The 13,694-nt window shown below is 51.7% G+C and carries 10 protein-coding genes; 1 reads left to right on the top strand and 9 read right to left on the bottom strand.

The window, feature by feature from the left end:
• Positions 1 to 27: 27 nt before the first annotated feature.
• The 9 genes from EVJ30_RS07475 to EVJ30_RS07435 all read right to left on the bottom strand — a co-directional run bounded on the left by EVJ30_RS07475 (position 28) and on the right by EVJ30_RS07435 (position 11,234).
• Positions 28 to 2,325: a glycoside hydrolase family 65 protein gene (locus EVJ30_RS07475; RefSeq protein WP_131468566.1), complete on the bottom strand. Its 2,298-nt coding sequence runs from the start codon at positions 2,323 to 2,325 to the stop codon at positions 28 to 30.
• A 223-nt stretch (positions 2,326 to 2,548) separates the two neighbouring features.
• Positions 2,549 to 2,956, bottom strand: a complete 408-nt coding sequence (locus tag EVJ30_RS07470; RefSeq protein WP_236636039.1) for a general stress protein — start codon at positions 2,954 to 2,956, stop codon at positions 2,549 to 2,551.
• Complete coding sequence (locus EVJ30_RS07465; protein WP_161568807.1) at positions 2,956 to 3,765, bottom strand: YsnF/AvaK domain-containing protein; 810 nt, start codon at positions 3,763 to 3,765, stop codon at positions 2,956 to 2,958. The genes EVJ30_RS07470 and EVJ30_RS07465 overlap by 1 nt, the downstream gene beginning before the upstream one ends.
• 89 nt (positions 3,766 to 3,854) lie before the next feature.
• Positions 3,855 to 4,814 carry a DUF2382 domain-containing protein gene (locus EVJ30_RS07460; RefSeq protein WP_131459082.1) on the bottom strand — a complete coding sequence of 320 codons (960 nt, stop codon included), beginning with the start codon at positions 4,812 to 4,814 and terminating at the stop codon, positions 3,855 to 3,857.
• Positions 4,815 to 5,048: 234 nt separating this feature from the next.
• Positions 5,049 to 6,092 (bottom strand): LacI family DNA-binding transcriptional regulator, encoded by a 1,044-nt coding sequence (locus EVJ30_RS07455; protein WP_070327828.1) that lies wholly within the window; start codon positions 6,090 to 6,092, stop codon positions 5,049 to 5,051.
• Between the two features lie 49 nt (positions 6,093 to 6,141).
• Complete coding sequence (locus tag EVJ30_RS07450) at positions 6,142 to 7,653, bottom strand: alpha-amylase family glycosyl hydrolase (protein WP_131459083.1); 1,512 nt, start codon at positions 7,651 to 7,653, stop codon at positions 6,142 to 6,144.
• Between the two features lie 22 nt (positions 7,654 to 7,675).
• Positions 7,676 to 8,509, bottom strand: coding sequence for a sugar ABC transporter permease (locus tag EVJ30_RS07445; protein WP_070327830.1), 834 nt, complete (start codon positions 8,507 to 8,509; stop codon positions 7,676 to 7,678).
• A gap of 1 nt (position 8,510) precedes the next feature.
• On the bottom strand, positions 8,511 to 9,863 hold the full coding sequence (locus EVJ30_RS07440; protein WP_131459084.1) for a carbohydrate ABC transporter permease: 1,353 nt from the start codon (positions 9,861 to 9,863) through the stop codon (positions 8,511 to 8,513).
• Positions 9,864 to 9,968: 105 nt separating this feature from the next.
• Positions 9,969 to 11,234, bottom strand: coding sequence for an extracellular solute-binding protein (locus EVJ30_RS07435; RefSeq protein WP_131459085.1), 1,266 nt, complete (start codon positions 11,232 to 11,234; stop codon positions 9,969 to 9,971).
• A 373-nt stretch (positions 11,235 to 11,607) separates the two neighbouring features.
• On the opposite strand from EVJ30_RS07435, the gene EVJ30_RS07430 reads away from it, so the two are divergent.
• The gene (locus tag EVJ30_RS07430) at positions 11,608 to 13,392 is read left to right on the top strand and encodes a glycoside hydrolase family 13 protein (RefSeq protein ID WP_131459086.1); all 1,785 of its coding nucleotides are present in this window, start codon (positions 11,608 to 11,610) and stop codon (positions 13,390 to 13,392) included.
• Positions 13,393 to 13,694: the final 302 nt, after the last annotated feature.

Raw genomic sequence — 13,694 nt, 5'->3', positions numbered from 1 at the left:
GCCGACTTGCTGCCCTGATACGTTTGGTCACGCTTTCACTGTCTCGATCGTCACTGAATCATTCGCCGGAACCGTTACCGCGTTTCCGTACACACGAATCGTAACGTCCGTTCCATTTGTCTGTTTGATCGTCACTTGTTCACGCGTCGATGTGACCGTCAAGTGATGGCCGCGCCAGAGCACGTTGAACGAGTAACCGTCCCAATCTTTCGGGATCATCGGGCTGAACGTGAGTTCGGTCTCGAGGGCGCGCATCCCAGCGAAGCCGTGGACGATCGCCATCCACGAACCGACCATCGATGTGATGTGAAGACCGTCTTCTGTATCGTTGTTGTAGTTATCAAGATCGAGTCGGGCTGAGCGTTGGTACAGCTCGACCGCTTTGTCTTCATAACCGACTTCAGCTGCCACGATCGAGTAGACACAAGGCGACAAGCTCGACTCATGCACCGTACGCGGCTCATAGAAGTCGAAGTTCGCACGTTTTTGTTCGAGCGTGAAGCGGTCGCTGAACGTGTACAGGCCTTGGAGCACGTCCGCCTGCTTGATAAAGTTCGAGCGGAGGATGCGGTCCCACGACCAATTTTGGTTAAGTGGCAAGTGTTTCGGATCGAGGTCTTTCACTAAGATCTGCTCTTTATCCATGAACCCGTCTTGCTGCATGAACACGTCCGGGACGAGGTCGTCTTTCGGATAGTACATCTTCGTTTGGATATCAGCCCACTTCGCGAGTTCCGCATCCGTCAAGTTGAGCGTTGCTGTCAACTCGTCGAGTCGTGCCGGTTCTGCTTCTTTCAAGTAGTTGTACACTTCTTGCGTGTACTCGAGCGTCCAAGCGGCGATCAAGTTCGTGTACCAATTGTTGTTGACGTTGTTGTCGTATTCGTTCGGACCTGTGACGCCTAGGATCATGTACACGTCTTTGTGTGGTACAAAGTTGACGCGGCTAGCCCAGTAACGCGAGATCTCGACCAATACTTCAAGTCCGTATTGACCTAGGTACGACTTGTCGCCCGTGAAGTTCGTGTAGTTGAAGATCGCATGGGCAATCGCACCGTTCCGGTGAATCTCTTCATGAGTGATCTCCCACTCGTTGTGGCACTCTTCCCCGTTCATCGTCACCATCGGATACAAGGCGCCCTTCATCCCGACGTTTTTGACCGAGTTCTCTTTCGCTTGCGGCAATTGATTATGACGATATTTGAGCAAGTTCCACGACACTTCCGGCTTCGTCGTCGCCAAGTAGAAGTGGAGGCAATACGCTTCCGTGTCCCAATACGTGGCGCCACCGTACTTCTCGCCCGTGAACCCTTTCGGTCCGATGTTGAGACGTGAGTCTTCGCCCGTATACGTTTGATACATGTTGAAGATGTTGAAACGGATGCCTTGTTGCGCTTCCGCGTCGCCGTCGATGCGGACGTCCGCGTTTTCCCAACGGGCGAGCCAAGCTTCCGTCTGTTCCGCCAAGAGCGTCTCGAACCCTTTCTCGAACGCGGCTTCAACGCGCTGCATGCCGACTCCTTGCAAATTGTCAATTTCATGATCACGGTTCGTGACGACCGATACGTACTTGTACGCCGTTGCCATCTCACCCGCTGCCGCTTTGACCGTGAAGCGGTTCGCGACGTAGAGGTCGGTCGCATCGAGCACTTCACAGCGTGCGTCTTCGACGTCGGCGATCATCGACGCCGTGACGTGCCAATCAAGTTTCTTCGTTTTTGTCGTGACGAAACCGAACCGTTCTTCGACGCCGTGTTCGACCGGCAACCAGAATTTCTCATCGTAGTTCGAGTCTTCGTTGACGACGTCCCCGTCTAGATAAGGAGTGAATTCGATTTTCGCTTCATAGTTCACCGGGGTGACGTTGTAGCGAATCGCCAAAATCTCTTTGTCGACGATCGAGAAGAAGCGAACGACTTCGACGTTCGTCTCCTCGGATCCGTTCACGAGCGTGAACGTCCGCGTGAGGACACCGCGCTGCATATCGAGTTCGCGTGTGAAGCCTTTGACTTCCCACTTCGCCAAGTCGACAGGCGTCCCGTTGATGGCGACACGCAGGCCGGCCACGTTCGTCGCGTTCAATACTTTGGCAAAGTATTCCGGATATCCATTTTTCCACCAACCGACACGCGTCTTGTCGGGATAGTAGACGCCCGCCACGTAAAATCCTTGGTGCGTATCGTTTGAATAATCTTCTTCAAAGTTCCCGCGCATCCCCATGTGCCCGTTACCGAGCGAGGTGATCGATTCTGCGAGACGGTTCTCGTTCGGGTGAAGCCCTTCTTCCGTTACTTTCCATTCGTCGACTGCAAACAATCGTTTCATCTGTCTGCCACTCCTTTTTCTCTACAAGGCTACTTGTCAGTAGACAACCGAATCGTGCAACCGCTTGTCTATGAAAGCGCTGTATTTTTAATCTCACCTCTCATTTTACACGACTACACCGAGAATGCAATCGTTTGCATAAAAGTTTTTCATTCTTTTTTTGTCACTTTTGGAACGAAAAAAACCTACCCTGCCTCATTGGGCCAGAGTAGGTACGTCTGTATCACACGTCTGAATCGCGACCGAAGGCGGCGTTCGCTTCATGACCTTCAAAGGCCTGGTTGTCGCCATCGTTGAATCCGGTATCGGGCTCATCGAGAATGAGGGCATACCCACCGTCCATAATGTCCCCGTACGCTTTGTTGACGTCATCATCGGCCAAACCGAGATCGAGGAGTGCCCGTTTCACTTCCTGCTCTCCTTCGGCGACGCCCGCGAACTTCTGCATCCAAGAAGCGTTCGCTTCCTCGACTTTCGCGTCAGTGTTCCGTTTGACGAGCGAGACGTTATCCTCGTCTCTCGCGACGACGTAAAGGTCTTTCTCGTCGTACCCGTCTTGGCTCAGTTGATCAATCTTTGAGACGAGTGCCGCCTCGTCTTTGTACGTATCAACAAATCGTTTGTTACTCATCATTTATCATCCTTTCTAGGTGTTGGATTGTCCTCGATCGTGATCTTGCCTTGTCCCACTTGCCTAATATCAATCTCTTCTTTACGGAGCGTCTCGGTGACCGTCTTCGTATCTTCATCCACTTGCTTGCGGACGATGATCTCTTCGACGACGACTGGACGCTTGACGATGAAGGCGCGCTCTTCGATGACTTGGATACGTAGTTGGTCCCCTTCGTCGATCGTCCGGATGCCAGGTTTGTCGAAGTCGTAGTCTTCAATCACATTTTCAGAACCAGCAAGGCGCTCTACATGTAGGTGTTCCCTCCGAACCGGTACTTCAATCGTCTGTTCAGTCTTGGTTACATGCTTGTCGATGACGAGTTCCCCCGTCTGCACCGTTTCTTTTTCAACCGCGAGTCGCTCCTCGTGGAGTTCAAGCGTCTGTTCTTCATGCTCCTTGGAAGAAGCGCGCGGCAATCGTTTAATGTCCGCCATCTCCTCGTTTTGATCCGCGTCGACGTAAAGGAACAACCGTCCTTGCTCGACTTCACCCACGAATCGTTCCTGCTGCTCGCGCGTCAACCGCATACTGCCGAGCCAGCGCTCGATTGGCCGTTCGCTTGACGTGACGAGAGACGCCACCGTATCCGGCTCATCCGCGACTAGTACGTATAGTTTTGAATGGCGTCGGATGGCGTCAGCCGTTTCAGTCCGTTTGACGAAGACGTACATGTCTTCTTCTTTATATCCTTCTTGCTTCAAATCGATCGTCCGCTTGAGCAACACCTCGGGTTGGTCAAATACTTCAGAGATGATGGCATGTTTCATAACATTCGTTCCTCCTGTAAGATGAATTGGCGAAAAAAAGGATGGTCCCTCAGAGAGAGCCATCCTTGTCGAGGTGCTTGGTCATCCAATTAGATCCGGTCGCGCTCATCACGGCGCTTATGGTCAGCGTCATGTTTTTGATGGCTGTTTTCGCCTTCGATATGGGCTTCTTCTTTACGAAGCGTCTCGCGTACCGTCTCTGTATCTTTCACTTTGTCTGTGCCGACGACAATCTCTTCGGCCACGACGTCTTTCTTCGTGACATCGACGCGTTCTTCTGTGACTGGCACACGAATCTCGTCGCGATCTGTCGTAGCATCGAACGAATGGCCCGTCGCTTCACGGTCCCCGTCGACTTGACGTCGTTCGACGTGCACTTCGTCATGCTCGACTTCGACATCGACCCGTTCTTCGTGCTCGACGACTTCTTTTTCGACTCGGACTTCACCGGTCTGAACGCGCTCTTTATTGATTTGGAGGCGCTCTTCGTGAAGCTCAAGCTTTTGCTCGTCCGTCAAGTCGGTACGGTTGCGAATGTCCTCGTCCATGTCATGGTGACGGTCCGCTCCGACTCCCGCGCCCGTTGCGCCAAGTCCGGCACCTGTCGTCCCGAGGTCATGATCACGCGACGTCATGTTTCCAGCCTCGTTCCCTTCAGAACCATAGCCCGCTGACGTGCGACCGCCTTCGAACGTGTCGTTGCGACCGTTGTCCAAGACGCCGTCGTCTGTATCTAATAACAAGACGAAGCCGCCTTTTTCGATATCTTGATGGTGGCGTGCCGTCTCCTCTTCTGAGAAGCCGAGTTTATCAAACGTATGGCGCACTTCATCGCCGCCGTCTGCGACTCCGAAGAAGCGATCGAGCCACGATGCTTTCGTTTCTTTTACTTCTGCATCCGTTTCGCCGCGAACCATCGAAAGGTTCGATTTATCTTTTACAACAACGTACAGGTCGTCCTCGCGGTGTCCCGCCGCGCGAAGTTCATCAATTTTCGAGACAAGCTCTGCTTCTTGATAGTAAGTCCCTACGTAACGTTTGTTATCCATGATTGTATCTCCCTTTCAAATTCTATATTTTTTTGGTTATTGGCCGGACTGCTCTGTCGTGATTTGCTATTTTGCCGGTAGTATAAGTGTTCCCTCGTCCTGTTTTTTCAACCATTTCTTTCACAACTGTAATCTGTTTGTAACGCCAGGACTTTTGTCGGATTGAACGTTCTTTCTTTGTATGCGTTAGAATCCGCACAAAAAACCTTCCGCACGAAAACGGAAGGTTTCAACTCATTCAGCCGCATGGCTATTCTTTTTTTGACCACACGACTGGCGGACGACTAAATAGTGCGGGACGATGACACGTTTCCCGTACGGTGGTGCACTATCGCCGATTTGTTCGATCAGGCAGTTCGTCGCCTCGAAACCGAGACCGAAGATGTTGATTTCGACTGAAGTGAGCGGCGGATTCGAATGCTCAGCGATATAGACGTTGTTGAAACTGACGACAGCGACGTCTTCAGGGATTTTCAGACCCATCTCACTGAGCGTGCTGATGACACCGAGCGCCATCATATCATCACTGACGACGACAGCCGTCGGTGGCTCATCGACATGAAGCAGTTCCCGGACCGCTTTGGCGCCACCTTTCGTCATGAACTCGGCACGGGCGATGTAGTCTTCCCGTACCGGGATCCCGGCTTCCATAAGCGCCGTCGCGTACCCGTTGCGACGGTCTTGCGTGACAGCCAATTTATCCGATCCGCCAATGAAGGCGATGCGGCGGTGACCGAGGTTGTACAAGTGCTTCGTCACTTCACGACCAGCTAAGTAGTTGTCCGTATCGACGTACGTGATTGACGAGGCGTCCCCGAACGGCTTCCCGACGACGACGAACGGGAACTTCGTCTGCCGCAAATATTGGACGACTTTATCGTCTTCGCGTGAGTACAAGACGATGACACCGTCGACCCGGCGACCTTGGACCATCTCGATGACACCCGACAGCACTTCTTCTTCGGTCACACCGGTCGTCATATACAACGAATAACCGTTTTGATGGGCTTTCGTACTGATTCCGCGCAACACTTCCGGGAAGAACGGATTTTGGAGTATTTTCGTCGCCGCGCTCGGCATGACAAGACCAATCGATTGTGTCGAGCGGTTGGCGAGACTTCTTGCATGGATGTTCGGATGGTACCCGAGTTCTTCCATCGAACTACGAACACGTTCTTTCGTTTTCTGGCTAATTCGCGGACTGTTGGCGATGACGCGTGACACTGTCGACGGTGCGACGTTGGCGTGTTTGGCGACATCTTTGATCGTGATTTGCATGGTGCTCCCCCTTGCTTCCGTTAATTCATTGTTCCCTGCGACAGGGTATTCAGTTCGCGCCGCGGCGTCGCTTCCACATGACCAGACCCGTCAAGAACAGCGGGATCGTGACGACGAGCAGACCAAGCGTCCACATGTTCACTTCCGATTCCTCGACGACATAGGCGTTGGCGCTCTCGCCAGCGAGCTTGATGGTGAACGTGCCACGTTTTTCCGTGACAAGTTGTGAGAACAAGAGACCGCGGAGCCGTTGATCTTCACCGACTTCGCTTACCTCGAATTCAATCTCTGTATCCTCATCGTTCATATTAATAGCGTACAAGGCGACCTCATCGCCGTCGCGACGCTCGAACACGGCCATGCCGTCTTTCGAGGCAATCATCCGTTGCTCTCCAGTGGCGAAGACGGGATAGTCTTCCCGCATCCGGTTCATCGTCGCGACGTACTCATGTAACTCTTCATTCCCTGGGAAATCCGTCATCACCCGGTTGGCCGGATCGGCCCCACCGGTTTGCGCGTTTTCTGTCCCTTGGAATAAAATCGGCATACCAGGCGACGCATAGAGCGCGAACAGCGCTAGGCGAAGTCGCCGCTCTGCCGACTCGGCTCCCCCGAGTCCAGCGACGTGCATGAACCGCTCGACATCATGGTTGTCCAGGAACGTCGCCATTTGGTTCGGATCGTTGAAAAACGTCTCGGCGTAGCTTGCCGCCACGTCGATTTCGTCGACGTTGGCGTGCTTTTGCGTCATCGTCTTCGAGACGCGATCATAGAACGTAAAGTTTGTGACACTGTTAAATCCTAAATTGTCGTACTCGGCGACGTATTGTGGATTCGGGTCGAACACTTCGGCCAACAAGTAAAAGTCAGGGTCGACCGCCCGCACCGCTTCGACGAAGTCTTCCCAAAACGGCTTATCGACGTGGCGGACCGTATCGAGACGATAGCCATCGATGCCGGTCTCTTCAATCCAATAAGTAGCGGCGTCGATCAAATAGTCTTTCACTTCAGGGTCTTCCGTTTTAAAGTCCGGCAAGTCGAACAACCAGTGCGTCTCGACTTGCTCTTGGTCTTGCCAGAGAACGATCGGCAACTCGTCATGGAACCAGTCCGGTCGTTCCTCGACCCACGGATGTTTCGGACCGACATGGTTGACGACGAAGTCAAGAATGACTTTCATATCGCGCTTATGCGCCTCATCGACGAGTTCTTGCAAATCTTCTTTCGTCCCGAACTGGGGATCGATGTCATAAAAATCTTTGATCCAGTAGCCGTGGTAACCGTCCGGCATGTTCTGAAACACAGGCGTCAACCAAATCGACGTAAATCCGAGCGATTCGATGTAGTCGAGTTTTTCGATCACACCTCGAATGTCGCCTCCGTGAAACGCTTTTGGATCATCCTTGTCGACTTGGTCGTTGTTGTCAGGATTCCCGTCAACGAACCGGTCGACCATAATAAAGTACATGCGTTCTTGTTCCCATGTTGCTGCTTCTTTCGCTCCGACGATTGTAGGAAACAAAAGAAGCGACAGGAGAACGAGCACGACGCCTCGCCTCATATCGCTTCCCCCTTTTTGAGTATTAACCTTTCGTACCACCCGCAGTGAGACCGGAGACGAAGTAACGTTGGAATATGAAGAACAAGAGGACGATCGGGAGGGCCGAAAGGACGGCGCCTGCCGCGAACAACGTGAAGTTGTTGTCGAATTGTCGCGAGATCATATTGTAAAGTCCAACCGCTAGCGTCTGCTTCTCAGGTGTACGCAGGACGAGCGATGCCAAGATGAAGTCGTTGAACGGGCCCATAAAGTTGAACAAGGCGATCGTTGCGACAATTGGCTTCGCGAGCGGCAAAATGATTTGCCAGAAGATACGAAGGTGACCGGCACCATCCATCCGAGCAGCCTCATCGAGCTCTTTCGGAATCGTATCGAAGTAACCTTTCGCCAGGTACGTGTTCATCGGAATCGCCCCACCGGCGTACAGCAGAATCAGCGCTGTATGCGTATCAAGAAGGCCGAGCATGTTGAGTAACACAAAAATCGCGATGATGGCAACGAATTGCGGGACCATCTGCAAGACGAGGAACAAGATGAGCGAGTTCTTCCGTCCGACGAAACGGTAACGCGAGAACACATAACCAGTAATCGTTACTAAGATGACGGCGAGCGCCATCGTGATGAACGCGATCTTCAACGTATTCACATACCATAAACTATAATCCGAAATTGTTAGGTCAAACAAGTTTTTGTAGTGAATGAGCGTCGGGTTTGACGGAATGATCGTCGACGTGATCGTACGACCCGGGTTAAATGATGTTCCCATTACCCACAGCATCGGATAGAGAATAATGATCGACGCAAGCGTCAAGATGACATAAGAGAACGCCAAATTGATTCGTTTTTGTTTTTTCATATCAGATCATATCCTCGTCTTTGAAAGATTTTGTCCGACGGAACTGGATGACGGCTAGAGTCATGATGAAGAATGACAAGATGAGCGTGATCGCAGCCGCAAGTCCGTATTGCGGGTTGGCCCCGAGCGACAATTTGTAAATCCATGAAATCAAGATGTCGGTACCACCGGCAGTTTGTCCTGGAACAGCCGGCCCACCACCGTTGAAGAGATAGATGATGTTAAAGTTGTTAAAGTTGAACGTGAACTGCGTGATGAGAATCGGTGCTGTTGCGAACAAGAGCATCGGCAATGTGATCAGACGGAACTTATCAAAGATGTTCGCGCCGTCAATCGTCGCAGCTTCATACAAGTCACCCGGGATCGACTGCAAGACACCGGTCATGAGCGTCATGATGAACGGGAAACCGAGCCACCATTGAATCAAGATGAGCGCACTACGTGTCGCTGTCGGGTCGGTCATCCAGTTAATCGGATCGAGACCAAAGGCCGGCAGGATTGTCGTATTGAACACACCGAACGACTCATTGAACATCGAGCGGAAAATCAAGATCGTGATGAACGCTGGTACGGCCCATGACAAGATCAAGATTGAACGGAACAAGCGACGGAACCGAAGTCCTTCTTGGTTCAACAGAACGGCAAGGAAAATCCCGATCGCGATGACACCGACCGTTGAAGCGACCGTCCAGACGAGCGTCCAACCGAGAACGCCGACGAACGTGTCGCGCCAAATGTCGATTTCAAAGATGCGCGTAAAGTTTTCGAACCCGATCCACTCGACGAGTTTTGCCGGTGGCGCGTTGTTGTAACGATAGTTCGTGAATGCGATCAAGAACGTAAAGATCAGCGGCAACACGACTGTGAAGACGAGCAAGATGAGCGACGGGATCAACATCAAGTATGGGAATCCATGGTCACGCAAGTTGCGAAGTTGCACTTGGAACGTTGGCACGTTTAGGTGCTGATCACGAATGCGACCGACTCGGTAAGCGTCACGAATGTTCCAAATGTAGAACGCGATACCGAAGAACAGTAAAATTATTGCGACAATACCTTCTACCATCAAGAAGATGGAGTGGTCGTTACGAGGTCCCGCTACTTCGCCAAGCGTGATCAATCCCCAAAGGCCACCACGGTCACCAGGTCCGGCGCCCGCCCCTTTGAAAAACAGATCGTAGTTTACTGCAAAATAAGACATGATGACGATAAAGAACGCGATCGCCTTCGCACGTTGGTTGTTATAGAACTGCCCCACTCCCGGAATGATCGAGAGTAATGCGGCGTTCCGAGCATGGTTGGTCGGTTTGTCCGGTCGTTGTTCCGGTGTTTTTGGGTTCGGAATTGAAGCCATCCTCAATTTCTCCTTTCAATTTGAGCAAATCAATCGAGCAAGCGTTTGCTCAATTTCAGAAAATGAGGGGGAACGCCATGTGGCGTACCCCGTCATTTCACATCCTTATTGGTTGTTTGCTTGGATTTGTTGCTCGATGACTTTAACAGCCTCGTCAGCTGATTTTTGTGCATCTTGCTTGCCAGTCGCTACGAGCTGAAGCGCTTGTGCCATTGGCTCCCAAACTTGTCCCATTTCAGGAATGTTCGGCATTGGGATTGCATTTGTCGCTTGATCGAATACCGCTTTCGCAACTTCGTTCGATGTGATTGTCTCATTCGACTCGAGTGCTGCTACCGGTGGGATTTCGTTGTATGCTTCAAACATTTTCAATGCGTTCTCTTCGTTTGTAAGTTCTGCGAGGAACATTTCAGCCCACTCTTGGTTCTCAGTGTACGCAGAGAGTGCATATGTTTTCACACCCATGAACGTCTTGATTGGCTCACCGTTCGGAAGTGTTGGCATTGCCGCCGCTCCGAGGTTGACGCCAGCATCTTGGTAACCAGCAACAGCCCAAGGTCCGTTCATAACTGTGTGTGCTTTCTTCTCAGTGAAGAGTTGGTCCATCGCTTGGCCGCCAGACTCGCCGACCAATCCTTTAGGGAAGAGGCCTTCTTGGTACCATTTGCCGATGTAGTCGAATCCTTTGACTGCGCCTTCGTTGTTCAAGCCGATGTCGGTTGGGTCGAGCGCGCCGCCGTCTTCTTTGAAGACGTAACCGCCGAAGCCTGCAATTACACCGTGAGCGAAGTAGAAGTTATCCCAAAGACCGAGGAAGCCGTACTCGCCTTTGTCTTTAAGATCTGTAGACAACTTGTAAAGGTCGTCCATTGAAGCAGGAGCTTCTGAAACCAAATCCTTGTTGTACATGAGGACTGGTGTTTCAACTGATTTAGGATAGCCGTAAGCTTGTCCGTCGAACATGACAGCCGATTTCGAAGCATCTGTGAACGCTTCGAGCGCGCCTTCGTCAGCGAGCGGTGCCAAGTGACCTTGGTCAGCGATCGTGCCGATTTGGTCGTGCGGTACGAGAACGATATCTGGACCTTTACCAGCCGGGCCGTCAAGCGCCAACTTGTCTTTTTGGTCCGTCATTTGAACTTCGACGACTTCTACTGCGACGCCGTGTTCTTCTTCAAACGCTTTCGCAACTTCTTTCGTCGTTTCCGACTTTTCAATATCTTCCCAAATTACGATTTTTTCTGGCTTGTTCTCGCTAGTAGAACCGCCTTCGTTAGTAGAACCGTTATCCGTACCGCCGCCACATGCAGCAAGTGCACCGAAAGCTAATACTGCCGTTGAAAGTCCTGCTACCATTTTTTTCATCTTCATGATGAAAAACCTCCCCAAGGAAATTAGTATGGTCAGATTTGCGCACACGTACTGAACGACTGATTTTAATCAACTCCGCTACGAAATCAGCCGCTCAGTGAAAACGTTTGCATCCTCACCTCAATTTTTATTATACAGTTGTGTAAGCGTTTTACAAGACTTTTTTTTACGATTTTTTCTTGTAGGTATCCCATTTATCTCTTTTTCAACGTTTCTACGTTCAATTGTTCAATAATTGTTATGAACAGTGATTGACAAAATGTAAACGCTTTATTACCCTTTGCTTGAGCAAACGTTTTCGCAACTGTCATTTCTTTTCGGAACAGACAGTGTAAAATGGTTACAACCCCAATCGAGAAAGGAACGATTTCACTTGATCAAAGAAGCTATTTATCATCGCGCCATGTCCCCTTTCGTTTATAAATACGACCGGGAAACGATCCATATTCGGTTTCATACGAAAAGAAATGATATCCAATCTGTTGACTTAATTTGGAACGACCCATACGACTGGCATTCAGAAGACCCGGCGATGTGGAACTTTGACCCGGACAAGCCGAGCTACTGGCGCACGTTCGAGACACCAATGGAACAAATCGGCCACGACGACCAGTACGACTACTGGTTCATCGCGATCAAGCCGCCGTTCCGTCGCCTCCGTTACGGGTTCCGGCTCCATGACGGCAATGAGACGGCCGTCTATACGGAAAAAGGCTGGTTCGAAGATAAACCGCTCGACGATACGGGTTATTACTTCTGTGTCCCGTTCATCAACCCGATCGACATCTTCCACGCCCCGTCATGGGTCAAGGACACGGTCTGGTATCAAATCTTCCCTGACCGGTTCGCGAACGGAGACGCGTCACTCGATCCTGAAGGGACGCTCGCCTGGAACAGCACTGAGCCAACGATCACAAACTTCTTCGGTGGCGACTTCCAAGGCATCATCGATCATATGGACCACATCGTCGAACTCGGGATCACCGGCATTTACTTCTGCCCGATCTTCAAAGCGACGACGAACCATAAATACGACACGCTCGATTATATGGAAATCGACCCGCAGTTCGGGACGAAAGAGCAGTTCAAACAATTGGTCGACTTGCTTCATGAGAACGGGATCAAAGTCATGCTCGATGCGGTGTTCAATCACGTCGGCTACAACCATCCTTGGTTCTTAGACGTCGTCGAAAACGGGCCGCATTCCGAGTATCGCGACTGGTTCTATCTCCGCGACTTCCCGATCGAGACGGCACCGAAGCCGAACTACGATACGTTCGCTTTCGAGAAGAACATGCCGAAGATCAACACCGAACACCCGGCGTTGAAAGCTTATCTATTAGATGTGGCCCGTTATTGGGTCGAAGAGTTCGGCATCGATGGTTGGCGCTTAGACGTCGCGAACGAGGTCGACCACGCGTTCTGGCGTGACTTCCGTCGCACTGTAAAAGAAGCGAACCCCGAAGCGTACATCCTCGGTGAGATTTGGCACGATGCCCAACCGTGGCTTCAAGGCGACCAGTTCGATGCGGTCATGAACTATCCGTTCACGAACGCGAGCTTAAACTACTTCGCGCTCGATCGGACGACGGCGTCACAGTTCCGGGACGAGTTGACGCGTGTCGAGATGATGAACACGATGAACGTGAACGAAGTGACGTTCAACTTGATCGACTCTCATGACACCCCACGGGCCCTCACTCGGGCAAAAGGGCATAAAGGGAAGTTCAAACTCCTCATGACTTCGATGCTCACGTATACGGGTAGCCCATGTATTTACTATGGTGATGAGATCGGGCTCGAAGGCGAGCAAGATCCGGGCTGCCGCCGCTGCATGCCGTGGGACGAGGCCGAGGAAGACCGTAACTTGTTCCGCTTCGTCCAGAAGTTGATCCAGCTCCGCAAAGATCATCCGGTGCTCGCGAACGGAGGATCGTACCGGTTCAACCTCGTCGACGATGAAGACAACGCCCTCATCGTCGAACGGAGCTCGAAAGACGAGACGTATTTGATCTACTTCAATAACTCAGATACGTTGTCTACGCTCAACCCGCTCTGGCATACAGGTGGTGCCCACGATTTACTGAACGACCGGGACGTAGACTCACTTGAACTTGAACTCGCACCGTATAGCGTTTCCATTTTGAAACTGAAATGACGACGTTTGACCACCCATTTGCGAGGGCACTGAAAAACTTCAAATGATTTTAAGCAGATGAGCGTCGTCCCGGATGGGATGACGCTCATCTGCTTTCATTGCCCTTCGAGCCGCCCTGTCCGGCACGCCGCTTTCCTGGGGGCGGTCAGCGAGCCGCATCGCGACGATGTCGCTGCTGGGTCTCGCCTTGCCCGCTGTTCCCCCGGGAGTCGGCGTGCCCTCGGGGCGACGCTGTACGTCCTTGCCGTTTCGGACTAAACTGGCTATAACTACACATCCTGGAGGCGATCCCGATGATGCCA

It is taken from the genome of Exiguobacterium sp. SH5S13 (assembly GCF_004337085.1).
GTDB lineage: Bacteria > Bacillota > Bacilli > Exiguobacteriales > Exiguobacteriaceae > Exiguobacterium > Exiguobacterium aurantiacum_A.
The sequence above is the reverse complement of the archived record's forward strand: the minus strand, read 5'-3'. Positions and strand labels throughout refer to the sequence as shown.

Excerpts from the sequence above, each read along its gene's own strand:
- EVJ30_RS07475 (WP_131468566.1), bottom strand. The coding sequence starts at position 2,325 with ATGAAACGATTGTTTGCAGTCGACGAATGGAAAGTAACGGAAGAAGGG.
- EVJ30_RS07470 (WP_236636039.1), bottom strand. The coding sequence starts at position 2,956 with ATGAGTAACAAACGATTTGTTGATACGTACAAAGACGAGGCGGCACTC.
- EVJ30_RS07465 (WP_161568807.1), bottom strand. The coding sequence starts at position 3,765 with ATGAAACATGCCATCATCTCTGAAGTATTTGACCAACCCGAGGTGTTG.
- EVJ30_RS07460 (WP_131459082.1), bottom strand. The coding sequence starts at position 4,814 with ATGGATAACAAACGTTACGTAGGGACTTACTATCAAGAAGCAGAGCTT.
- EVJ30_RS07455 (WP_070327828.1), bottom strand. The coding sequence starts at position 6,092 with ATGCAAATCACGATCAAAGATGTCGCCAAACACGCCAACGTCGCACCG.
- EVJ30_RS07450 (WP_131459083.1), bottom strand. The coding sequence starts at position 7,653 with ATGAGGCGAGGCGTCGTGCTCGTTCTCCTGTCGCTTCTTTTGTTTCCT.
- EVJ30_RS07445 (WP_070327830.1), bottom strand. The coding sequence starts at position 8,509 with ATGAAAAAACAAAAACGAATCAATTTGGCGTTCTCTTATGTCATCTTG.
- EVJ30_RS07440 (WP_131459084.1), bottom strand. The coding sequence starts at position 9,863 with ATGGCTTCAATTCCGAACCCAAAAACACCGGAACAACGACCGGACAAA.
- EVJ30_RS07435 (WP_131459085.1), bottom strand. The coding sequence starts at position 11,234 with ATGAAGATGAAAAAAATGGTAGCAGGACTTTCAACGGCAGTATTAGCT.